At 54.4% G+C, this 24,001-nt stretch carries 19 protein-coding genes; 16 read left to right on the plus strand and 3 right to left on the minus strand.

The window, feature by feature from the left end; all coding sequences use genetic code 11:
- Window positions 1-196: 196 nt before the first annotated feature.
- From ACSYTG_RS05115 to ACSYTG_RS05175, 13 genes are all read left to right on the plus strand, one after another.
- Window positions 197-466 carry a helix-turn-helix transcriptional regulator gene (locus ACSYTG_RS05115; protein WP_489784220.1) on the plus strand — a complete coding sequence of 90 codons (270 nt, stop codon included), beginning with the start codon at window positions 197-199 and terminating at the stop codon, window positions 464-466.
- The gene (locus ACSYTG_RS05120) at window positions 467-1,306 is read left to right on the plus strand and encodes a replication initiator protein A (protein WP_489784221.1); all 840 of its coding nucleotides are present in this window, start codon (window positions 467-469) and stop codon (window positions 1,304-1,306) included. It begins immediately after the preceding gene.
- Window position 1,307: 1 nt separating this feature from the next.
- Window positions 1,308-1,670: a DUF3363 domain-containing protein gene (locus tag ACSYTG_RS05125; RefSeq protein ID WP_489784224.1), complete on the plus strand. Its 363-nt coding sequence runs from the start codon at window positions 1,308-1,310 to the stop codon at window positions 1,668-1,670.
- A 375-nt stretch (window positions 1,671-2,045) separates the two neighbouring features.
- Window positions 2,046-2,330, plus strand: a complete 285-nt coding sequence (locus ACSYTG_RS05130) for a hypothetical protein (protein WP_489784222.1) — start codon at window positions 2,046-2,048, stop codon at window positions 2,328-2,330.
- Between the two features lie 225 nt (window positions 2,331-2,555).
- Window positions 2,556-4,727 (plus strand): AAA family ATPase, encoded by a 2,172-nt coding sequence (locus ACSYTG_RS05135; RefSeq protein ID WP_489784223.1) that lies wholly within the window; start codon window positions 2,556-2,558, stop codon window positions 4,725-4,727.
- On the plus strand, window positions 4,708-5,682 hold the full coding sequence (locus tag ACSYTG_RS05140; protein ID WP_415574890.1) for an HNH endonuclease family protein: 975 nt from the start codon (window positions 4,708-4,710) through the stop codon (window positions 5,680-5,682). The genes ACSYTG_RS05135 and ACSYTG_RS05140 overlap by 20 nt, the downstream gene beginning before the upstream one ends.
- A 117-nt stretch (window positions 5,683-5,799) precedes the next feature.
- A protein-coding gene (locus ACSYTG_RS05145) for an IS630 family transposase (RefSeq protein ID WP_148299137.1) occupies window positions 5,800-6,857 on the plus strand; the annotation gives its coding sequence in 2 pieces (ribosomal slippage) (window positions 5,800-6,292 and window positions 6,292-6,857; 1,059 coding nt in all).
- 473 nt (window positions 6,858-7,330) lie between these two features.
- Window positions 7,331-8,185: a TolC family protein gene (locus ACSYTG_RS05150; RefSeq protein WP_489783970.1), complete on the plus strand. Its 855-nt coding sequence runs from the start codon at window positions 7,331-7,333 to the stop codon at window positions 8,183-8,185.
- Between the two features lie 11 nt (window positions 8,186-8,196).
- Window positions 8,197-8,523 (plus strand): hypothetical protein, encoded by a 327-nt coding sequence (locus ACSYTG_RS05155; RefSeq protein WP_491706446.1) that lies wholly within the window; start codon window positions 8,197-8,199, stop codon window positions 8,521-8,523.
- Complete coding sequence (locus tag ACSYTG_RS05160) at window positions 8,414-9,346, plus strand: MFS transporter (RefSeq protein ID WP_491706447.1); 933 nt, start codon at window positions 8,414-8,416, stop codon at window positions 9,344-9,346. Before ACSYTG_RS05155 ends, ACSYTG_RS05160 begins: the two co-directional genes overlap by 110 nt.
- A gap of 536 nt (window positions 9,347-9,882) precedes the next feature.
- A complete protein-coding gene (locus ACSYTG_RS05165; protein WP_264802378.1) occupies window positions 9,883-12,267 on the plus strand; it encodes a TonB-dependent siderophore receptor in 2,385 nt (794 codons plus the stop codon).
- A 367-nt stretch (window positions 12,268-12,634) separates the two neighbouring features.
- The gene (locus ACSYTG_RS05170) at window positions 12,635-13,417 is read left to right on the plus strand and encodes an AraC family transcriptional regulator (protein ID WP_086646422.1); all 783 of its coding nucleotides are present in this window, start codon (window positions 12,635-12,637) and stop codon (window positions 13,415-13,417) included.
- 282 nt (window positions 13,418-13,699) lie between these two features.
- Complete coding sequence (locus ACSYTG_RS05175; protein ID WP_415436884.1) at window positions 13,700-15,919, plus strand: TonB-dependent siderophore receptor; 2,220 nt, start codon at window positions 13,700-13,702, stop codon at window positions 15,917-15,919.
- 74 nt (window positions 15,920-15,993) lie between these two features.
- On the opposite strand, the gene ACSYTG_RS05180 is transcribed toward ACSYTG_RS05175, so the two are convergent.
- Window positions 15,994-16,770: an acid phosphatase gene (locus tag ACSYTG_RS05180; protein WP_489783972.1), complete on the minus strand. Its 777-nt coding sequence runs from the start codon at window positions 16,768-16,770 to the stop codon at window positions 15,994-15,996.
- 221 nt (window positions 16,771-16,991) lie between these two features.
- On the opposite strand from ACSYTG_RS05180, the gene ACSYTG_RS05185 reads away from it, so the two are divergent.
- The 3 genes from ACSYTG_RS05185 (at window position 16,992) to ACSYTG_RS05195 (ending at window position 21,795) form a co-directional block, all read left to right on the plus strand.
- Window positions 16,992-17,792: a deaminated glutathione amidase gene (locus tag ACSYTG_RS05185; protein WP_278741026.1), complete on the plus strand. Its 801-nt coding sequence runs from the start codon at window positions 16,992-16,994 to the stop codon at window positions 17,790-17,792.
- Between the two features lie 11 nt (window positions 17,793-17,803).
- Entirely contained in the window at window positions 17,804-20,323 is a 2,520-nt protein-coding gene (locus ACSYTG_RS05190; RefSeq protein WP_489783973.1) for an excinuclease ABC subunit UvrA, read from the plus strand.
- A gap of 275 nt (window positions 20,324-20,598) precedes the next feature.
- Entirely contained in the window at window positions 20,599-21,795 is a 1,197-nt protein-coding gene (locus tag ACSYTG_RS05195; RefSeq protein ID WP_489783974.1) for an MFS transporter, read from the plus strand.
- Window positions 21,796-21,886: 91 nt separating this feature from the next.
- Here the strand turns inward: ACSYTG_RS05195 and ACSYTG_RS05200 are convergent, their stop codons facing one another.
- Window positions 21,887-22,843, minus strand: coding sequence for a GGDEF domain-containing protein (locus ACSYTG_RS05200; RefSeq protein ID WP_095349790.1), 957 nt, complete (start codon window positions 22,841-22,843; stop codon window positions 21,887-21,889).
- A 534-nt stretch (window positions 22,844-23,377) separates the two neighbouring features.
- Entirely contained in the window at window positions 23,378-23,995 is a 618-nt protein-coding gene (locus tag ACSYTG_RS05205) for a YceI family protein (protein ID WP_095349791.1), read from the minus strand.
- Window positions 23,996-24,001 lie beyond the last annotated feature (6 nt).

Raw genomic sequence — 24,001 nt, forward strand, 5'->3', positions numbered from 1 at the left:
TTAATAGTCATGCCACTTAAAGACCGACGTTTCTGCCGCCCATTATAGCAGCATTTTCCGGTAAACATTCTCTCGTGGGATGCCGGAACTACCTGATGCTGTTTCCGGCACTCTCCAGACCGCCGATCCTCCGCCACGGTTCGCCATGGCCCGCTGTCGTGACCGACAGCCGCCGAACCCAACCGGAGGCCCGATCATGCTCGATCCCAAGACGGGGTTGCCGCCCCGTTTCCTGCGCACGCCCGATGCGGCGCGCTTTCTCGGCATTTCCATCCGCACGCTGGAAAAACATCGCACCTATGGCACCGGTCCGACCTATCGCAAGATCGGCGGCCGCATCGTTTATACCCTCGCAGACCTTCAGGGGTGGACTGAGAACGGCGTCCGCCGTTCCACGACGGACGAGGCACCTTGCCGTGTCTTTCCGGCCCGCCCACTGACCGCAGCCGAGAAGGCGACCCTCTGAATGGCCGGCGTCATGCCGCAGCGCGGCCAGCAGGGACAGGGGAGTGAGCGGCTGCGTCTCGATCCCTTCGTGGTCGCGGGAGGCAATGCCAGTCCCCGCGACCAGCGCGACCTGATGGAGCGGCCGTTCTTCTCGCTTTCCAAGGCGAAGCGGGTCGCGCCGATCCTCTATGAGGCAGGTGGCCAGAGTGTCGAGATTCACGGCCTGGCCGAGCACGGCATGGCAACCATCTGGGACGCCGACGTGCTGATCTGGGCTGCTTCGCAAATTGTCGAGGCCGAGAATGGCGGCCTCAGGACGTCCCGCTTTCTGCGTTTCACCCCATACCAGCTTCTGACAGCCGTTGGCCGTGCCACGGGCGCTCGGGAATACCGTCTGCTCAAAGCCGCGTTCGCCCGGCTGCAATCGACCGTGATCCGCACGACCATCCGCAACGGTGAGCACTGGCGTCGGCACCAGTTCTCCTGGATCAACGAATGGAAGGAGCGGACGACCCGTGATGGGCGTGTCGAGGGTATGGAATGCGTCCTGCCCGACTGGTTCTATCGTGGCGTCATCGATCGCTCGCTGGTCCTGACCATCGATCCCGCCTATTTTCGTCTGACCGGGGGGATCGAACGCTGGCTCTACCGCGTCGCCCGCAAACATGCCGGGCATCAGCCGCAGGGCTGGCTGTTCGAGATCACGCATCTCCATGAAAAATCCGGTAGTCTGGCGCGTGTCTCTGATTTCGCGCTCGATCTGCGGCGAATTGTTGGCCGCCAGTCGCTTCCCGGCTATCGCCTCGTGATCCGGCGCGAGGGCCCGTATCGCGGAGGCACGGATTGGCAGCATCGTTGAGATTGGGCCGCCCGACAGCGTAGGTCGACTTTCTGATCGGGCGATTGCCGGTATCGCAGAGGGCGGCGTTTATCGGTCGCGTCGTCATCTGGAACAGGCCCGGTTCGAGGGGCGGGTGCCGGGCGGTGATTATGACGGTTTTGTCGCCTCCCATGTCCGGCGGCTGGAGGCCCTGCGCAGGGCCGGTATCGTCGAACGGATCGACGCCGACCAGTGGCGTATTCCCGAGGATTTCACTATCCGTGCTGCTGCCCACGATGCGGGGAGAGGCGGCAGGGGGCGGAGAGAAAGAACTTTATACTTCGCCGAAGCGAGGAGACTCAGGCTTGCCACCTGCCCGAGTTCGGGCCGCGCATGCTCATAAGCTTGAACAGGCTATTGGCAATGCGATCTCAGAGGCTCCCGCTTCTTGACCAGCGTTACATGGCTGTTTCCGTTATATTTTTGTGACTAAGCGTCACGACTAAACAGCAAACATTAGTGATTGTCGGTATCGGGGGCTGCGTGCCCCCGTAACCACTTGCAGCTTCTGAAACCCCGCTGAGTCAACTGCTTAGTGGGGTTTTGCTATGCGTAAATTGGGGCCATCTTTTGGAGAACTGTTTAATTCCAGAGGTTTAGGAGAAATAAGTTCAAAGCGGGGGTATCATACCGCGCAACCACTTGCGATTATCTGCATTGACGTGAAACGCTGTTACAATCAGGCTTAGATGTGAACGTAATTTTAGCTTCTGGACTGATGAGCAAATTTATTCGAGGCTTCACTCTTAGCTGGCAGCATGATCCGGCAGGGACCTATCGTTCGCTATTTTCCAATGATCTGGGCGCTCTCGGAGAACTGCGGTTTGATTTCGGGAGCGAACGCTATTCAGCGCCGCCTCTCGACGATGACGAAACAACACGAAAACTATGGGAAGCCGAGCTTCAGCAGGTGACGGAACAGGGCGCAGAAGAGGCTCGGATCCCCGCCGCGGCGCGGGAAACAGATCACACTCATATCGAGATTTGGGGATGGCCTTTCTAAAATAGCGCAAGTCCATATATTTTGAGTCTGGTGCCATTTATACCATTATAAGATGGTTGTTTTGAATGAATGTAATAAAATGACAGCATATTTAAAATTTATAAATTCTATTGAATTTATATTCAATACTTTGATAAGATAGTGGGTCCTTCATTTCGAGTTTTATTTATATTTTTATAGTAAATGTCGTGATATAATGTCTACTTAGAAAAGGAAACATTGGTGATGCGGTTACTTGACAGAAATTCAATTCCTATACCTCCCGTGTTGCTATCAAAACAAGCAATGGTGTTTCGCCAGGAGGTTCGGGACTATCTAGACGGAGGACGTTTCGACATAAGACCACCTAGGGTGCCTTCTATTATTCTTGAAGACAAGGAATTGTACCACAATCTCAGTAGCATGTCTCACGGGGCATGCGCCTACTGCGAGACCCCGATCACCGACCTGGAAGGAGTGGTTGAACAATTTCGTCCACCGGGAGGTGCTGAAAGTGGGGATGGAACGGTCGACTTTCGACACTACAGTTGGATCGCTCTAGATTGGGAAAACCTCTATGTTACATGTCGTGCTTGCAGCCGTTCCAAAGCTAATCGTTTTCCTGTTCGGGAACGAGGCGATGTTGGCGACAGAGTGCATGAGTTAAACAATATTGAAGGTAAATTTCTTCTTGATCCCTGCGTCAGCTTCGATTGTGGCGCTAATCACTTGTTCATTGAACGTGACGGTAGACTTCGCGGCATCAACGAGCGTGGCGTAGTAACGATTGATGTATTGCACCTCAATAGGCCGGACTTATGTCGTGAGCGCAAAGAGGTTAAGAACAAAGTTACAGCCTTCATGCTGCGTGATGATCATCAATCAATATTTACGTTTGTTGATCATCTTTTCGGCGCTCACGCCAAATTTGCAGGTATTGCTTTGATCGCGTTGCTGCAGCAACTTGCTGCAAACCATCCACTCCAGGAGTTGAAAGAGGCTCCGATAGATAGGTCTACTATTGATAAAATTACCGAAGCGGCGGAGTATGAATTGCTTACTCCGGTTCGGCGCCGCAGACGTGCTCGAAGGTCTACTAAATCGGATGGCCTTCCAAGGCGTCCTGAGCAGGTCTACTATGTTCGCAGTATGGACATCCGTAATTTCAGAGGGATTACTGAAGTCAAGATCGATTTTCCTGAACAAGGAAGGAGTGGATTTTCCAAAATCGGTTCACTCGTTATTCTGGGCGAGAATAGTGTCGGCAAAACCTCTATTCTACAGGCATTAGCGCTTGGTGCGCTTGGCCCTACAAAGGCAAATGAGCTTGGAATTACTTCGAACTGGTGCCTGCGAGATGGTGCTGTTAGCGGTGAAATTATCGTTCGCTATTTCGACACCGATAAGAAAAATACTTTGCATTTTTCTCGTAATATTGACCATTTTTATGGTGAGGATAATATTTCTACGGTGGTTTTGGGATACGGCGCTTATCGCTTGCCAGCTCGCGGACCTGTCGCAGAAGATAAGACTAGGTATGACTATCGTGTTCATTCGCTATTTGATGAGCGCAAATTGGTTAATGGACCGTTCGGGCTGCATCAGCATCTTCGTCGTAGCGGCCATGTTGATGAGAGCCGCCTGAAAGATGCCCTGCGCACTCTCAATTCTTTGCTGCTTGGCGCGGCGCAAGCAAGCATTTCACACCGTGATCAATTAGTAATTGAGGATCGTGGCCGGGAACAGCGACTTTCTGAGTTGAGTTCAGGTTACCGGAATATGGTTACAGTAGCTTCGGATATCATGGATGTACTCTACCAAATTTGGCAGGGTATTACTTCAGGACAAGCTCTGGTGTTGATAGATGAAATTGATGCACATCTTCACCCTGAATGGCGTCTAATGGTTGTCAACGCGTTGCGCACAGCCTTTCCCGCGTGTCAGTTTTTGATGACGACTCATGATCCATTAGTATTACGAGGGTTATCGAAGGATGAGGTTATGGTGATGAAGCGCGATTTTAACGGAAGGGCCGAGATTGAAACACCACGGATACCGAAACTTGACGTGCTTAACATTGACCAGTTGCTGACATCGCAATTATTTGGACTCGAGTCTACAATGGACGCCGAGCTCGCTGCGAAATTGTCGCGCTATTATATGCTTGCGTCCAAGCAAAACCGCTCCTCAAGCGAAATAAAAGAGTTTGATTTTTTGAAGGAATCAGTTCCTGCTCAGTTGCCATCAGGCAGCACGCGGCGTGAGCGGTTAATGTATGCAGTGATTGACCGCTTTCTTGCCCGGCCAGAAACCACACGCTCCGTCGATGCTTGGGATGAAGATGCTATCGAGACACTGCTGTCTGATCTGGAAAATGCTGAACGTGAGGCGTTAGCTGATGATCTATCGACGTCGTAAACTTTGCACCGTTCCCTCTTGCCTTGCGGATACAGCTCCAGCCAAAGTTGCCGAAATCCAGAAAGCGACTGATCATTATCGGAAAATACCGCTACCTAAGGCTAATTACGAATTTAAGGTTTATTCAAATGCAGAGATCAAGGATACGCTTAACAAGCTTTTTGGATATAAGTGTGCGTACTGTGAAGGCAGTACTGGTGGTGTGATGCCTGTCGATATTGAGCATTATAGACCTAAAGGGGAGATAGTCGCCGCCGACGAAAGCGTGATCCGACCAGGTTATTGGTGGCTGGCCGCAGATTGGGACAATCTTCTCCCATCGTGTATCGATTGCAATAGAGCGCGCTGGCATAAGACTGGGGTAAGTGACGAGACGAAGTATGGTAAAGAAAATCTTTTCCCGCTGGCCGTCGGAAGTGTTTATGCTAAAGGGCCCGCAGAGGTCGTCGATGAGCAGCCACTGCTGATCAATCCGGCGAATGAGGATCCTGCAGCCCATCTCACTTTTATTCCTGCCCTTGTTGACGGACCAACAGGATGGCCTCCGCGGGACTGGGTTGCGTCTCCGGTGCAAGTCGGTGATGTAGAAGATCATCGCGGGCGCGCGTCGATAGACGTCTATGGTCTCAACAGGCCAGAGGTAGTCCGTCAACGCAATGATCGGCTTAAGGAATTAAGTAATTTACTGCGGAGTGCTGAAGAGCGTTGGTGGGATGCTCAGGAGGAGCCAGATCCCTCACGTCGTAGCAAGGCAATGGCGCGAGTTCGCACAGATTTTCGCGAGGCGATTAGCACCCACCTGCATTGGGATAAGCGGTATGCTGGAGCTTGCCGTGCAATGTTTAAACGATGGCGTGCTGATTTTGTTGAAAAGGTTAAGAACGCTGGTCTCATTGCTCAGTCCGAAGGGGAGGGGGTAGCCTTGTCTGCTTTGGGAGAAGCGCGGGATATATAGTATGATCGACATGGAGAGTAATACCAATTTGTTTTGGCTGTGACTCAGGGGGGGGGGGTACACATAGGCGTTGAATTGTGATTCACAGGATACCGTCATTGAAGGAAGGTATCCCTGATGAGCAAGGCGGTCGCACTCCGAGAAGATTATGATGCAGCGAGCATGCGAGGTCTGGCGCGACGAAGCAGACATGCGGCCCAGTCGCGGCGCCTTCTGGCGCTTGCCGCGATTTATGACGGGGCAACGCGTGGCGAGGCGGCCCGTCTTGCGGGAACGGATCGACAGATCGTTCGGGACTGGGTTTTGCGCTTTAACGCGCAAGGGCCTGCGGGGCTGATTGATCGTCATGGTGGGGGTGCTGCCCGCCGCATCACACCTTCCGTCATGGAGGCTCTGGCGCAGCGGATTGAAGACGGTCCCATTCCTTCGGCTCATGGCGTGGTGCGCTGGCGATTGCGTGATCTGTGCGCCTGGCTTCATGAAGAGCACGGGGTCAGCCTGTCTGTTTCCTGGTTGAGCAGGATTGTCCGCAGTGAGAATTTTCGTCTGCTGACGCCACGCCCCCGGCATTATGCCCAGAACCCGGATGCCCAGGACATTTTTAAAAAGATTTTCCTGATGCCCTTGCCGCAATCAGCGCCTGTCACCCCGGAGAAAATATCGAACTGTGGTGGGCGGATGAAGCAAGGATCGGCCAGAAAACGAAGCTGACACGGCGCTGGGCGAAGCGGGGAACCCGCCCCCGGGCGACAGCCGACCTAAGGACCCGATCCGCCTGGATTTTCGGGGCAATCTGCCCCGCTCAGGGAAAAGGGGCTGCTCTTGTTCTCCCCGTGTGCAACATTCATGCGATGAATTTCCATCTCAAGGAAATCGCCCAGGTCGTTGCACCGCAAAGTCACGCCGTCCTCATCCTGGATCAGGCAGCATGGCATACCAGTCTGAAACTGACGGTTCCCCCCAACATCACCATCATGCCGCTCCCGCCACGCTCTCCCGAACTCAATCCTGTGGAAAACGTCTGGCAGTTTATGCGCAATACATGGCTCTCAAACAGAATCTTCAGAACCTATGACGATATCGTCGATATCGCCTGCCATGCGTGGAACCAGCTCACCGAGCAGCCATGGCGCATTATGTCCCTCGGATTGCGCGACTGGGCTCATGGGTCATAGCAAAAACAAATTGGTATAAGCCGCAGGTCTGCTATTTTTTAGATTTAAGCAAGTTGGCGAGCAATACCTTGGTGCTGAGTACAACCGCCTCAAGTTCGGATCGGGTAGGGCTGCGTTAATGGCATACGTGAAGGAGTTAGGCGTATGCAGAAAAAAGTGCCGAGAAACAGTCTCCTAAACTCGCTTTGTTCTCAAATTGCGATTGTCGCAATTTGAGAGACAATCCTGCCCCCGCAACCACGCATCAAGCGACTGAAAAGACACGACAAACCCGCCCAACCACGGCGGGTTTTTTTGTGGCCAGGGCACAGCAGGAAAAACGGAAAATCATCCCAGTCTCAGCAGTGGAGAGTAAACCTCTAGCCCCGTAAAAAATCTAGACGCAGGGGGCAGAAACCGAGGGATTGTGCCACTCGGGCTGCAAGCTTGTGGAAAAAGGGATACGGGACCGGATTTCCGCCATTTATAGGAATGTGCGGAGTCGTTCCCGTTTTGGTTTATACACATTGCCTACGCTGGATTTTGCGCCGCAGGCCTCGGCATATCGGTTGTCCAATGAAGGGCTGATTGGCCGGATCGCGCATAATTTTCCGGGTTATAACCGTGACCAGCGCGCTTATGATGTGCATGGGGTTGCCAGTTGGGAGCTGGATCTTTTTGGGGGGCTGCGGCGCGGGCATGAAGCCGCGCGGGATGAGGCCGAGGCAGCTGTTGCGCAAAGTGCAGGTGTTCGGGTGAGTGTGGCGGCAGATGCCGCAGATGCCTATTCCCAGATCCGTGGGTATCAGGCCCGGCTACGTGTTGCACAGGATCAGGTTGCAACGGATCAGCATCTGTTTGACCTTGTGCAGCAAAGGCGGGGCCGGGGTGTTGCATCGCAGCGCGAGGTTGATCAGGCGCAGGCGCTCCTCCTGTCTGCGCGGGAGAGCATTCCGGTGCTGCGGGTTGCTTTGGAGGTTCAGCTCAACCGGCTGGATGTTCTTATGGGGGTACAGCCGGGAACCTATGCACAGGAACTGGCACTTTCCGCGCCTGCCGTAACAATTCCGTCTATTGGGTATGTTACGCCCGCAGATGTTTTAAGGCGTCGCCCCGATGTTATTGCGGCAGAGAGGCAGCTTACCGCGTCAAACGCTCGTATTGGACAAGCGTTGGCAGATTATTATCCAAAGCTCTCCTTATCGGGTGCTCTGGGGTTCCAGAGCCTGAGTGTGAACAAAATGTTTACGCCTGCCGGTTTTGGCCCGTCTGCATCCGGGGCACTGCGTTGGAGAATTTTTGACTTTGGCAAGATTGATGCCGAGGTTCAGCAGGCAAAGGGAGCTTAGCGCAAGGTGTATTGGGCGGGCTTACGTTTGTCGGTTTACCAACCATTCTGCGCAACCAGCATGTCTCGTTAGGGAAAATAGGTCTGCTCTCATTGGTTATGCTGATCTGGGCTATAAAATTCCTGTGGGCGCAGCCTGTTGAGAGGCTGCGCATTGCCCCAACTGGTCGCAGGCACTCACGCAAGATCATTCTGGTGGGGGGGGGGTGTTACGGCTGGGGTATTATGTGTGATTGCATTTTGGCCCCCTTGGTTATTTTCCGGCCTGCTAATGCTTCTTTTGTGTGCGGCCGTTTCCGCAACAATCGTGGATATTGCCTGCGATGCATTCCTTATTGAACAGATCCCGGAAAACGAGAGGGGAAAAGGCAATATGGCGCAGGTGGGCGGTGCCTATATTGGCCTGGTATTGGGTGGAAGTGTTTTTGTAAGCCTATATGGTGCCTTGGGGTGGCAGATTGGCTGCTTTGTTATGGCTTTTACTGTTTTAAGCCTTACAGCTCCAATGTTCTTTTATAACCATGAAAACAGAGAGGTTTTTCTGGTCAGACCTCAAGAGTTACGCCCCGGCCTTTTGAATGCACTTAGAAGGGGAGAAATATGGTGTGGCATTGTTCTGACCATGACGTATGAAATGAGTGGTCGGTTAGTGCAGGGTTTGACTGGTCCTTTTTTGATTGATCAGGGTATTCCGCTCAATACTGTTGGAGTTTTTAATGGTATGGGTGGTGTTGTTGCAGGTCTATGCGGCACAGTTATTGGCGGTATTGTGGTGCGCAAAGCCGGTGCAAAAAACGGCATGTATCTTATTGCCATCTGTCAGGCTGCTTTGCTTGCTGTGATTTTTTCCTCGATTAAACTTCAGTTCCTGCACATATCCATTCTGTTCGCCCTCTTTGTGTGTGAGGCAGCCCTTATGGCGGCCAGTTTTGTTGCCAGTTATTCTCGACTAATGGCGTTTACGGCTCCTCATCAACCCGGAATAGATTTTACATTATTTCAAAGTGCAAGCGCTATTGCGGCAGCCTCCCTTGGAGCGACTGGTGCCTTTGTGGCTGGCAGGACAGGATACGAGACAGTTTTTCTAATTTCGGTTGTGTTATCTCTAGTGGCACTGTGTCTCATTCCTTTTATAAATTCTTTTCAGAAGAAATGTTTCTAACAGTATTTATAGCATAATTTTGGGAAATATTATTTAATGGTGTTTAATATATATTTTAAATCCGGATTATTTGTTCAAATAATAAGATATTTATTTCCGAAGCAGGCATAAGAATTTTTGGCCATTGTATTGGGAACGATAAGGATCATGAAGGAGACGCCTAATTGCGACATATTCTCATTTGTGCGGAGCGCGTTTATCCATAGTGCTCTGGTGCTCCTGAAAGCATGGATATGAACAGTTTCCAGATAAAATAAGTGTATACAGCTTTATATGGACCATGCCTGTTAGGGGCATAGTCTCACTAAAGGCTATTGCAGAACACCTACAGAATTCCATTCAGAATACGGGGATTATCTGGCAGGGCGATACCTTTTTGTCTGCGGGAATACCGCCGGGTTCCTTCTATCTGGTATCACAATCACAAGAAATATGAATAAATTGTAATATATTGTCACTTTGGGTGAGGGCGGGAGTCTGCTAGACGCGCTGCTTATGAGAATGACTCGCATTAACCTCTTTGGTAGGACCTTGATGTGACACTCCGTCCCGTAACATCTTTCCGCGTAACCGCTCTTTTGGCCTCGACATTCCTCTCTCTGGGGGGAGCATTGTCTGCACAGGCAGCAGACGCGGCGTATAATAAGAATAACAAGACAACTTCAGACGAAGTGTTGGAAAAAAAAGCGGACGCCCCTAAAACCCCAGCGGTAAAGGCGAATAAAAACCAGAAGACCATCGTCAATGTCGCTTCCAAGGCGGACGAGAGTATTCTGGTTAAGGCCCACAGGTGGGACCGCGGCAGTTACACGGCATCGGAAACCAGCGCATCAACCGGTTTACCGCTAAGCCTGCGAGAAACACCACAGACTGTTACCGTCATGACCCGGCAGGTCATGGATGATCAGCAGATCAATAGCCTTGATGATGTTCTGAACACGACCCCCGGTGTTACCTCTTACGCCAACGATAATGCCGGTCGCACAACCTACCGTGCACGTGGCTTTGATATTACCAACTACAAGATTGATGGCATGCAGATTGATGCCTCAACCAGTTTTGGTGGTGTGGGTTCGTCCATGAACATGGACCTGTACGACAACGTGCAGATTGTCCGTGGTGCCAATGGTCTGCTGGGCGGGACGGGGGATCCATCCGCAACAATTTACCTGCAACGCAAGGCACCGCAGCGCGAATTTTCCGCCAATGGCCTGTTAAGGCTGGGGAACTGGAACGAGCACCGCGTTATGGCGGACCTGAATGCGCCATTAAACCACTCGGGCACCATCCGTAGCCGGTATGTTTTTTCGTGGGATGATACGGATACTTTTCGTGTGCGTGAACACGTTAACCGTATTGGCGCGCTGGCAAACTTTACGGCGGACATATCCTCGCGTGATACCCTTAATTTTGGCTTCCAGTATGAACGAACCCAAAATGATGGCGCATCCTGGGGGACAAACGTGCCAATCTGGTATGCTGATGGGACAAAAACAAACCTCTCCCGTAGCACAAACCCTGCGGCAGACTGGAGCCAGGCCACCCGCGACCAGTACACCGCTTTTATTAACTATGATCATGATTTCTCAGCCGGTTGGCACCTGAAGGCTGGGTACATGCGTACGCAGGGGAGTTCCTATAACAACCTTGGCGTTGCAAAAATTAACAATGCAACACGGAAAACCTATGGTGGTTTCTGGAATCAGGACGGCACAGGCGCTTATCTGAATGCTCTTCATGCCGAGTATGAAGATGCACGCGACAATGCTGATGTGCATGTCTCTGGCCCGGTGCATTTTCTGGGGCATGAGCACCAGCTTGTGTTCGGCTTTAACGGTTATAATGACGAGCTGACGCAATACACATTCAGCAATGCCTTGGGGAACTGCTCCATTGCCGGGGTTACACCGTATTCAGGGTGCCAGTACCGCGCGACCGGGTTGCCCATTGCGAACTGGCAGACATGGGATGGCTCTTACCCCAACTTTGTAACGCATCGCACCCACGCGCGTGAGGTTGATGTTACGCGTAATTATGGTGCCTATACATCCGGGCGTTTTGTGCTGGCCAAGGGGCTGTCGCTTATTCTGGGTGGGCGTATCAGCAGTTATCAGGCTTATACGGGCACTTATAACAAGGCAAACCAGTATTCCGGTTCTTCCAGCACAGGGCAGCAGAACGCAGTGCTAACGCCTTATGCTGGTATGGTTTATGATTTTACCAAAACCATGTCGATTTATGGAAGCTACACAAACGTTTATACGCCTCAGTCAAACCTGCGGGATTCTGATAACAAACCTCTCAACCCGGTTATGGGCAAGAGCTATGAAACGGGTTTGAAAGGGGCATTCTTCAAACAGCGCCTGAATACATCTCTGGCTTTTTATCTTAATCGGCAGAGTAACGTAGCACAGGCAACAGGTGCCACAAACGTTACCACGGGTGAGGCCATTTACGATTCAGTCAACGGCGTGAAAACGGAAGGGATCGACTTTGATGCCTCCGGCGAGCTGCTGCCCGGCTGGAATGTCTTTTTTGGGTATAGCTATCTTTACGAAAAAGGCCTGAGCTATCGTCAGGACCCGCATCACCTTGTACGTTTGACAACGAGCTACACATTCCCCGGAAAACTGCATCATCTTACCATTGGTGGGGGTGTGTCCAGCCAGTCCAGCACGGAATGGACAACCAACCCGGGGCGTCCTCTTGGGGGTGGCAAGTATGATGCATCCAACCTCCGGGTTAAAGGGTATACGCTTATCAATATCATGGCCCGCTATCGTGTTGCGAATTGGCTTGATATTGCAGGCAACATTACAAATCTTACCGATCGCACCTATGTCCGGCAGGCAGGGTTTTACGATGGCATGATTTATGGTGAACCCCGTACGTTCAGCTTTACTCTACGCGGTCATTACTAAGCCTGAATGCAGGTATTGACCCAGCCAGTGTGCGATGTGCGCTGGCTGGGGCATTCTCAGTTTTGAACCTGCAATGCCCGCATGCGTGGCAACACCAGAGTTCGGGAGCGAGGGGTGCCAGACCTTGTGAGCACTCAAAATAATGGACAAATGTTTTTTGTGCCATGCAAGCCGGACGAGAAAGCCCATAATACCGGATGAAGTTTGTGCCGTCGGCTTTGGAGCGGGGGAAGGCGTATTGCCACGCATTGTGGCCTAATAGAACAGACTTGATATTTGGGCTCAAAATCTGAAATAATGCGGCCTGATCAAGCCTGAAGGCAGTCCATTGGGTGGTTTTGTAAAAAATGGACTGGATTATAGCGTCATGAAACGAACTGCCGATTTCCCGCGGCATCCGCCTCCCGTTGTCGGGTTTTCCGATTGTTATACAGGTGGGTTTGTGGATGCGTTCCATGCCCATGAACGGGGGCAGCTCTCGGTTTTTCTGGCCGGGAGCGTAACCGTTAATACACGCAATGAGAGCTTTGTGCTTGGGCCGGGGCAGGCAATCTGGCTACCGGCCAATGTTGTGCATCAGGCAACGTGCCGGACCGATCTGGCTTTTCAGGTTGTATATGTCGCGCCCAGCCTGATCGGGGCGGATACGTTGCCATGCAAGATGTTCGATGCCTCCTCGCTCGTGCGCGGGCTGGTGGACGAAATTGTTGCCATGACATTTAATTTTGACATGGATGAACGCATGTCCGCCATTGCCCGGCTGTTAGTGGATGAAGTTGCCCGCGCGCCGCGTATTGCAGACAGGTTTCTTTTTCCATCAGACCCCCGTCTGCGCCGTGTTTGCGAAGCCATTACCGCTCAGCCGGGGGATTGTCGCGATATTGATTACTGGGCGCGGGAAGCTGGCATGGCGCGGCGCACGTTTACCCGGCTTTTCCAGCAGGAAATGGGTATGGGTTTTGCTGCATGGCGGCGCAGGGTCCGGGTGGTGGAGGCAGCCTCCCGGCTTGCTACAGGGCAATCCATTGCGGAGGTCGCGTTTGACCTTGGTTATGATAATGCCGGTAGCTTCAGCACCATGTTTCATCGCACGTTTGGCGTAGCTCCCAGCACATTGCGGGTTAATTCCCTGCCAACACCTCGCTCGTAAAAGCGATCGCTCTACGCACTCCTGCGCCCATTGCGGCGCTGCGCTTTTTCCCTTCCCACCAGAATAAATCATATCCGTGCGTCATGCCGGGCCCGCTTGTCGGGTATCGGGCAGTCGGGTTTTGGCGTTCAGGCGGAATAGTGTCGCGTTTGGGCCAATGGCACGGGGTGCTGCTTGCTGACTTTTATGAATATGGATAGGAGCGCAATTAAGTCTCATTATTAATAAGAATACCGACAGCTGCCCTCTGTAAGGAGAAGCCGGTAACGAAACGAGTTGGGTATGAAGCGCAGCAAACTTTTTTATACGGTTTTCATCTCGTTTGCTCTGAGTGACGCCGCGTTCGCAGCAGAGCAGGATGCGCAGACGGATAATCGCCCGCAGTCACAAACCGCCACACCTGCACACACCGCAGCCAAGCCAGCCAAAGCCCGCATTGCGCAGGATGAACTGGTGGAGGTCCGTGGCCACGGCCGGTCTTCCGTCATGGCGTCTTCTGCAACCAAAACAAACACACCTCTGGTTGAAACCGCACAATCCGTGACCGTGATCACGCGGGATGAAATGGATACACGCGGCGTTTTAACGCTCAATCAGGCGGTGCGTTATGCGGCGGGGATAACGGCTGATACCCGCGGCGGGGAGGGCACGCGGTATGATCTGTTTGACCTGCGCGGCTTTACCGTCCCCACGTTTTTGGACGGGCTGAAACTGCAGGACAGCCCAATGGGTTTTGCCATTGCCCAGACCGATACATCGCGGTTGGAGCGGGTGGAACTGCTTAAAGGCCCGGCTTCTGCACTGTATGGCCAGTCCAGCCCCGGGGGGCTTACGGCATTGTCCAGCAAGCTGCCAACGGACCAGAAATTTTACGGCAGTGTTAATACAACAGGGGGTATGTTCGACCTTTACCGTGTTGATGCCGATGTCGGCGGGTTTGCAACGGATGATGGTCTTGTGCGCTATCGGTTGTATGGCACGGTCAATGGGCAGCATACCCAGCTTGCCAGAACGGGGAGCAGGCGCTTTAGCATCAGCCCGGCCTTTACGTTTGGGGGGGATGGGCCAACAACCCTGACCCTGCTGGGGAATTACCAGTATGACCCCGAAAATGGATCCTATGGCGGCGCGCCACTTGTGGGGTCGCTCAAACGCGGCACATTTGGCTATCTCCCCCGCAATTTTTATGATGGGGACGCAGCTTTTGAAAAATACAACCGCAGGCAGGGTGGGATTACCTATATCCTGAACCATCGGTTTAATGAGGACTGGAGCTTTAGCACGCGCGGCCGTTACGATGATATTATGACAACGTATCGCAGTGTGCTCAATTCAGGCGATTACGATAGCGCAGACATGACAAGTGGCACCATGCTTGGTCGTTCCTCCTACGGAGCGCATGAGCATAACCGGAATCTGGCATTTGATAGCCAGTTCAAGGGGAATGTTCATACTGGCGCATTGCGGCATACGCTGATGGTTGGCTTGGATTATATGCAGCAGAAATCCCTGGATAATGAAAGTTCGGGCACTGCACCGGACATGGATGTGCTGCACCCTGATTATAATATGGCCATCCCCGACATGAGCCCCTCCGTAGGGTACCGGGTGGATTCACAGCAGATTGGTGTTTACGCGCAGGACGAAATCCGCTGGCGCCGTTTTATTCTAACCGGCAGCCTGCGGAATGACTGGTTCCATGCTCACCGGATTACCTACATTACGCCTGCGGATGACAGGCAGAGCTCCAGCCAGATTACGTGGCGTGCTTCTGGCCTTTATCACTTCGACTTCGGGCTTTCTCCCTATATCAGCTACTCCACCTCCTTTCAGCCGCAGGTTGGGAATGTTGCAACATCTGTCAGCGGGGTGACGCGTCAGGCGTCTCCCTCCATAGGCAAGCAGCTGGAGGGCGGGTTAAAATACCAGCTTCCCGGCAGTTCTCTTTTGCTGAGCGTTGCAGGGTTCCATATTGAGCAGAGCAATGTCCTTGTCGCCATTCCTCCAGCCATGGAGAGCTACACCCAGAGCGGGCTGGTGCATTCGGATGGTTTTGAATTTGAAGCTCACGCAGAACCCTTCCGTAATCTGATGCTGACTGCAGCGGTCAGTGTTCAAAAAATCAAGGATGATTCAACCGGTAAGCCCTTAACCCAGTCTTCCAGAGGGAATGCCTCGCTGTTTGCATTCTACACCATGCCTTCGGGCCGGTTGAAAGGGTTCGGCTTTGGGGGCGGGATGCGCTACACGGCCAAAACATATGGCGGTGAACTGGAAAATGGGAGTGTATGGCTGCCACAATACGCCCTGTTTGATGCGGCCGTGTCGTATGACCTGTCCAATGCTTCCCCCTCTCTGCATGGGTGGAAGATCTCGGCCAATGTCCGCAACCTGTTTGACAAGAACTATATTGGCAACTGCTATGCCGATGGTGGTGTTGGTGGTTATTGCTTCTTTGGGGAGCGCCGCAACGCACAGGCCAGCATAGGGTATAGCTGGTAAAATCCAGCCTGTGGGGCCGCCTCTTTGCTGCCCCATAGGCTACGGCCCCGCGCTGTGGGGCCGGGCGTGTGAGGTTAGTATGCGTTTGTTGCGGCCTCATGCTCAATGGCGCAGGTTGCGGCATCGGGCGCGCCAGGGTGGGTTTGCAACTGCTCCAGTTCGTTACGGATTGCTGCGACCTGTTGTGTAAACCACGGTTGTGCCTGCAATGCGGCAAACATGGTGCTCCCGTTTATGTAGCCAGCCTGCACATCGCTTTTCCAGTGCACCCCGCAAACAATGCGGCTTTCCCCAAAAACCCGGCCACGCTGCATAATCTGGCTGGCGCGCTCAGGCAGGGCGCTGGCCAGAATGGAGGCCACCATCCACCCCCATGTTGTATGGCCGGAGGGATAGGCAAAGCTGCTGGTCAGTCTTGTTCGCGCATCGGGGGTGCAGATATCCTGCGTGGTGCCAACAAAGGGCCGTGTCCTGTGCCAGAAGTTTTTTTCTTCCGTAACGCGTTGTTCAAGTGGTTTGGCCAGTGCGTTCAATAGGGTTAGCAGGGCTGGCAGCCTGTCGGGGATAAGCGCAAATCCTGCGGCACAGGAAAAATCGCGTATGATGTGTTGCGGGTTCAGGTCGGCATCATCATGAGCCAGTTGCCAGCGCGGACTGCCCCGGAGTGCGCGTGTGGCTTCAAAAGCCTGCCTGTCTGCTTCCTGCGCCAGTGAGCCCGCAGTGGGTGGTGGGGGCAGCACGGCCCGTCCATCCGGCAGCGGGGCGGGCTGTGCCCACGTTATCTGCACCAACCCTCCGTGCAGGAGCGCACAGGCTGTTACAGTGCAAAGGGCAAAAGCACGCAGGCGCATGGGGCAGGCCTTTTGTTGGCATGGGCAGAAATACTTCCAATACGCCAAACAGCACCGGGCAAAGTGTGATGATTTGATGATGAATAACCGGGCTGGGATGATCAGGCAGTCAGGTGTCGGGGGTTTGATTTTGCGCCTGATCGGTTATGCTTTTACCCAAGCTGATGCGCTGGTGTGCGTGCCTGCGTCTGCCGCTGGTTTGGCCCCTAAGGATTCCTCGGATGAAAATCGCTCTAGGACAATTTGCCGTTGCACCGGAATGGCGCGTCAATCTTGATCAATGCGTATCCCTGATCGAGCGGGCTGCGGCGGAAGGGGCCGGGCTGCTTATTCTGCCAGAGAGCATTATCGCGGCAGATATGCACGACCCCGGCATTACCGTACGCACGGCGCAAATGCTGGATGGTCCATTTGTCAGCGGGCTGGTTAACGCGCTGGCTGGTAAGGCGCTGAGCGTTATCTGCTGCATTGCCACCCCCGCCGTACCTGCGCTGACCCATAACTGCCAGATTGTGCTTGATGCGACCGGGGTGGTGGCCTGTTACCGTAAGCTGCACTTGTATGATGCCTTTAACATGAAGGAATCAAACGACTATGTGCCCGGCACGGAACTCCCCCCCATTGTGCAGGTGGGGGATATACGTGTGGGGTTGATGACCTGTTACGATGTGCGCTTCCCCGAGGTCGCACGCTCCCTTGTGGTGCGTGGTGCGGACCTGTTGAGCGTGCCAGCCGCATGGGTGCGCGGCCCCGGCAAGGAATGGCACTGGGAGGTTATGGTAACGGCCCGTGCGCTGGAGAACACCTGCTACGTGGCCGCCGTGGGCGAATGCGGCCCCCGCAACATAGGGTGCAGCATGCTGGTGGACCCCATGGGGGTTGCCGTGGTTCGCGCGGGGAGTGGCCCGGACCTGCTCTTTGCCACTGTGGACAAGGAGCGTATGCGCGCAACCCGTGAGGTTCTGCCCGTGCTGGCCAACCGCCGGTTCAAGGACCCGGAACTCAGGGCACCACAGGAGTAAGGTAATCCCCTATGCACAGCAGGCACCCAGTGGAAGAAGCAGGCCGGGAGGCAGATAACGGGTTTGTGCATGTGCGGGGTGCGCGTGAACATAACCTGAAGAATGTTAGCCTGAGCATTCCGCGGGACAGTTTGGTTGTGTTTACGGGGCTTTCAGGTTCGGGCAAGTCCTCGCTGGCATTTGGCACGTTGTACGCAGAGGCCCAGCGCCGTTATTTGGAATCTGTCTCGCCCTATGCCCGACGGCTGTTTCAGCAGATGCCCGTTCCCGATGTGGACGGGGTGGATGGACTGCCCCCGGCCATAGCACTCCAGCAACAGCGCGGAGGGAGTTCGGGCCGTTCGTCCGTGGGGAGTATTACAACACTCTCCAACCTGCTGCGCATGCTGTACTCGCGTGCGGGGGATTATCCTCCGGGGTTGGCTCGGCTGGAGGCGGAATCCTTCTCCCCCAATACGCCTATGGGGGCCTGCAAACGCTGCCACGGGCTGGGCCGTATTCATGATGTTACGGAGGAGAGCATGGTGCCAGACCCATCACGCACACTCCGTGAGCGGGCTGTGGCATCGTGGCCGAGTGCATGGCAGGGGCAGAACCTGCGGGATATTCTGATCACCAGAGGTGTTGATGTTGATATTCCCTGGCGCGACCTGCCCAAAAAAACGCGCGAGTGGATACTTTTTACCGAAGAAACCCCAACACACCCGGTCTATCCCGGCCTCACCCACGCGCAGGTGGTGCAGGCCATGGCGCAGGGTGTGGAGCCAGCATACCAAGGTACATTTACCGGGGCGCGGCGATATATTCTGCAAACATTTGCCAAGTCGCAAAGTGCCATGATGCGCCGCCGGGTCGAGGCATTCATGACCACCACACTCTGCCCGGCCTGCCATGGCCAGCGGCTTAATGCCGATGCCCTGCGTGTAACATTTGGCGGGTACACAATAGCTGCCATGACTGCCTTGCCGCTGGAAACAATAGCCGCAACACTTCGCACGACTATTGGCGCAAAGCCCGCAGCAGATGCAACGGCCATTGCCGCGGAGCGGATTGTGCAGGACATGGCCGCCCGGATTGGTGTGCTCGAAGAACTGGGGCTTGGCTACCTGCAAATGGATCGGGGCGTGCAGACCCTCTCGCCCGGGGAATACCAGCGCCTGCGGCTTGGCACGCAGATTCATTCCAACCTGTTTGGAGTGGTCTATGTGCTGGATGAACCATCAGCCGGGTTGCATCCGGCGGATACACAGGCCCTGCTTACCGCACTGGAGCGCTTGCGCCGCGCAGGGAACTCGCTTTTTCTGGTTGAGCATAATCTGGATATTATCCGCCATGCGCAATGGGTGGTGGATGTAGGGCCGCAGGCGGGCACACGGGGGGGAGAGATACTGTATTCCGGTCCCCTTGCCGGGTTGGAAGGTATTGCTGCGTCCCACACCCGCCATTACGTGTTCGCCCCTTCCGCCCGAGTGGCCTACACGCCCAGAACGCCGCGGGCATGGCTGCGGCTGGATGGTATGACGTGGAATAATCTGGATAATCTTTCTGCGGCTTTTCCTCTTGGCACGCTGGTTGCGGTTACGGGGGTGTCGGGTTCGGGTAAATCCTCTCTGGTCAGTCAGGTGTTAACCAGCATTGTCGCCCGCGCGCTGGGGCAAACCCCGGTGGTGGAGAAGGAAGAGGACCCCATTGTAGCCTCTAACCCCATGGGGGAACCGCAAGGGCATATTGTGGAGGGGCTGGAGCATATCAGGCGTCTGGTGGTCATTGACCAAAAACCCATAGGGCGCACGCCCCGCTCCAACCTTGCGACCTATACGGGTCTGTTTGACATGATCCGTAAACTCTATGCCAGAACGGAGCTGGCACAAAAGCGGGGGTATGATGCGGGGTACTTCTCCTTCAACCTGCCCAAGGGGCGTTGCCCAACCTGTGAAGGGGCCGGGGCAACCATGGTGGAGCTGCTGTTTCTGCCCAGTGTGTACGCGCCATGCCCCACATGCCATGGAGCGCGTTACAAACCGCAGGTGCTTGAGGTTACTTACCGTGGCCGTTCCATTGCCGACCTTCTGGCCATGACGGTGGATGAAGCCTGCCTGTTCCTGGCCGAAGATGCGGGTCCGGCACAGATTTTGGCCACACTGCAACGTGGCGGGCTGGGGCACCTTACTCTGGGGCAGCCTGCAACCGAGCTTTCCGGTGGGGAGGCACAGCGGATCAAGCTGGCAACGGAGTTGCAGAAACAGCGGCGTGGCCACACGCTTTATGTGCTGGACGAGCCCACAACCGGCCTGCACCCGTTTGATGCAGACAGGCTGATGGAACATCTGCATGAGCTGGTGCAGGCCGGTAATACCGTTCTGGTGGCCGAGCACGATATGCGGCTTGTTGCAAGGAGCGACTGGGTTATTGACTTGGGCCCGGGAGCAGGCAGCCGGGGAGGGTGCATTGTGGCGCAGGGTGTGCCGTATGACGTGGCACACACACAAGGCAGCACAACAGGCCCGTTTTTGGCCCGTTATACCGGGTAAGGCTCTGGCCGGTGCGGGGGGTACCCGGAGGCGCACGGCCGGGTGGGGTGCCGGAGTATAGGGTGCAGGCGAGGTTGGTATGGTCTGCTGCCCATGGTTAACGTAGGCAAAATCGGGGCTGGCATGACAGTTTTATAAGATTTCGGAATATAAGAAATAAAGCCAACTCCCTTCGTTTATACAGCATTTAGGTGTTTCGCTTTGGTGCAGGAAGTGCCAGAAGGGCGCCGCACACACGGTATAAATCCGTATTTCTGTCTTTAAAGCAGGTTGTCATGCTTTTTAAAAATCTTCCCCCCGGAGCCAGTATCGGGCTTTGGGCGCTGTTTGCCTGCACCTTTACGGCGCTGACCAGTGAGGTCGCACCCGTTGGCATACTGATAGAAATGGCCGGGACCTTCCATATACAGGAAGGTCAGGCCGGGCTGGCCGTGAGTGCTTTTGCGCTTATGGTGGCCCTTGGTGCCGTGCCCCTGACTATTATGACCGCACATATCGACCGTAAGCGGCTTATGCTTGTTTCTCTCTCGGGCTATGTGGTGTCCAATCTGGTGGTGGCCATGGCACCTACTTTTGTTGTGCTATGCGCAGGCCGCTGTATTGGCGGGCTGGCCCATGCGCTGCTTATGTCCATTGTCTCGGCTTACGCGGCCCGCCTTGTGCCTGCGGGAATGACCGGGCGGGCTATTTCGTTCGTGTATGGCGGTACATCACTCGGGGCTATTCTGGGGGTGCCGGGGACCGCGGCTGTCGGGCATCTGGCCAGTTGGCGCGTGGCTATGTACATCATGACCGGCATTGCCGTTGTGCTCACGCTCTGTATTGCGTTTTTTCTGCCACCCGTCTCTTCTGCCGTGCATGTCAAGGAGAGCCTGCCCAGCATTGTCTCGCGCAAGGTCATGCGCACGTTTCTGGTTGTGGTTCTGGTGGATGCGGTCTTCTTTTTCGCACACAACCTGCTGTACACGTATGTCACGCCGCTCCTGCTTGAGCATGGGCTGTCCAATGGTGTGCTCAGCATTGCTCTGCTGCTTACCGGAGGGCTGAGTATTCTGGGCCTATGGGGTGCAGGTCAGATTGTGGACCGCCGACCGGCTGCGGGTATGCTGGCCAGCGGTATGGCCATGCTTGTGGGCATGGGTCTTCTGTATGGGCATATCCTGTCGGGTTGGATGTCTGTCGCGGCGGTGGGTCTGTGGTGTATTGGTTATTCCGCCATTATTCCGTTTGTTATGTCCGGCGCAATCCGGGCCCGTGCTACCCGGGCGGATGTGGCCGGTGCTGCCATTAACGCCGCAAGCAATGCCGGTATTCTGCTCGGTTCTGCCGCCGGGGGTGTGGTGCTGACACAGGCAGGCTTTGCGGTGCTGACACCTCTGGCTCTTGCGGTTGCACTGTGTGGTATTCTGATCGCGTTTTTCAGCACTTCCGCATTCCCGCACGTGCTGCATCCCGCAGAGCATGAGGAATAAAAGGCTAGTGCTCCTGCCTGCATGGAGCAGTCGGGCTGGTCAGGCGTAGGAGCGTGCCCACTATGTGGCCGGGCGCAGGGGCCGGAGCACCTTAAGGTGCAGGGGGCTTGATGGTGACAAGGGGCTTTTGGGAGCGCTTTCTGGCAGGAATTTTCTTTTTGGTGCTGTACATGGACTGGTCAGCATGGACCATAATGGCAGCAAGGTCCTTGCCGTCCTCGGGGTAAAGCCCGCCGCCAATACTGCCCGACAGGGAGAGTTTGAGCGTATCAACCGTTACCGGGCGGCGCAGGGCAGCCAGCAGTTTGTTGCTGACCGTATCCAGCATGGTTCTGCTCTCAATGCCGGGGAGCAGAATACCAAATTCATCCCCGCCCATACGCACGACATAGTCGCTTTTACGCACGCTTTTGCGCAGCCTGCGGGCCATGCTCCGCAACACGTTATCCCCGGTGGCATGGCCGTATGTGTCATTGATTGGTTTGAACTGGTCCAGATCAATCATGAGGAAGCCTATGGCCTGCGCGGGGTCGTCTTCTATTTCCTCATTCCAGCGTTCCATCAGGCCGCGCCGGTTGCCAACGCCGGTCAGTTCATCTGTAAAGGCATCTTTCTGGAGTGCGCGGTATTTGCGCTTGATGTCTGAAATATCGCGGAAAATCCCAATCGCTATGCCCTGCTTATGGAACATGAGCGCATAGTGCTGCACAATGCGTATTCTGCCATCTGCGCCTTTAAGGTCGAGCACCAGTTCTGGCAGTTCGCTTGTGTCCTCCCGATCCGCCCGGCTTTTGGCATGCCGGACCTGAGCACGGAGCTGTTCCTGCTGCTTGGGGTCCACGCAGCTGGTGTCGATCAGTGCGGACATGGTGGTAATCTTGTCGTCCGCAATATGGCGGAAGGCCGGGTTGCGCAGGAGAATCTGGCTATCGGACAGGCGCACAACGACTGTCCCGATCGGAACTTTCCTGAAAAGTGTTTGCCCCAGAGTCGCCAGATCAGGAAGGGTAGAAAAATCAAACTGACCAGACAGGGGATCGGCGTTCATAGATGGGTATTATCCTGTGCAGCGGTACCGGGCTGGTCTGGCGCCTTGGTAAACGGGGCGCTCAGTCAAAAGTTCAGCCAAAACGAGCATACGGGTTTAATAAAGCCTGTTCAGGCCACAACCATAGTGCCCGAGTGTGAGTTGGCCATGCTTCGACCCTAAATACACCATAGACAATGATATATATCAATCATTCTGTATTATTTACGTTTGGCAGATAAGGCAGGTATGTAAGCCCCGCAGGATTCCATGGCCGACTAAAGGGAGAACTCAGGGGCTGAACAGGCCGTGAGGAGTAATAATAAATCCAAGATTTTTTCTGGATTTTCAATGAATTATGTGCGGGAAATATTGTGTGCTGAATTGATGGATCAGCAGGGAATGGGCTTATTTGTTGTGTGGATGATGATTATTCAGTTGGGTTGCGCCTAACATTATTGTGCTTAGGGGGCAGCCACAAAGGGCCTGCGCGCCACATGGCTGCCACTACATTCTAAAAAAGCAGGGTTGCCATGTGGTGCGCAGGCGGGACGGTTAATTCTGCTTTTCGAACGCACCGGAAATGCGCAGGGTTACGGAATCACTCACATAAGGCACATAGGTCTTGATGCCGAAGTCGCTGCGGTTGAAGGTGCTTGTGGCGTCAAATCCGGTCGTATATTTTTTGTCCATCGGGTTAATGCCAGCCCCTACAAAATGCGCATTCAGGGTAATCGGCTTTGTAACGCCGTGCAGGGTCAGGTTGCCGTGGATTGTCGCATCATTCTGGCCAAGCATTTTAATGCTGGTCGAAACAAAGGTCGCATTCGGGAACTTTGTCGCATCAAACCACTGCGGGCCTTTCAGTTCATCAGTCAGCTGGGAGCTGGTTGTCTGAACGGATGCAACCGGAATGGTCACGGATAATCTGGAAGATGCGGGGGATTGGGCATTCAGCTCCAGTGTGCCCGATGCGTTGGAGAATGCACCGTAGTAGTTGGTAAACCCAAAATGCAGGACGGAAAACCCGATCTGGGTATGGCCGGCTTCCACCGCATAGGTGCCAGACTGGACCTGAGACGCTTTGGTAATGGTCTGGGCGGATACGGGGCTGAGGGTGCTGAAGGCAATGATGGCCGAAGCCGCCGAAAATAAAAGAGAAGCGCGGTTCATGCTGGG

It is taken from the genome of Acetobacter sp. ESL1128, assembly GCF_058505085.1.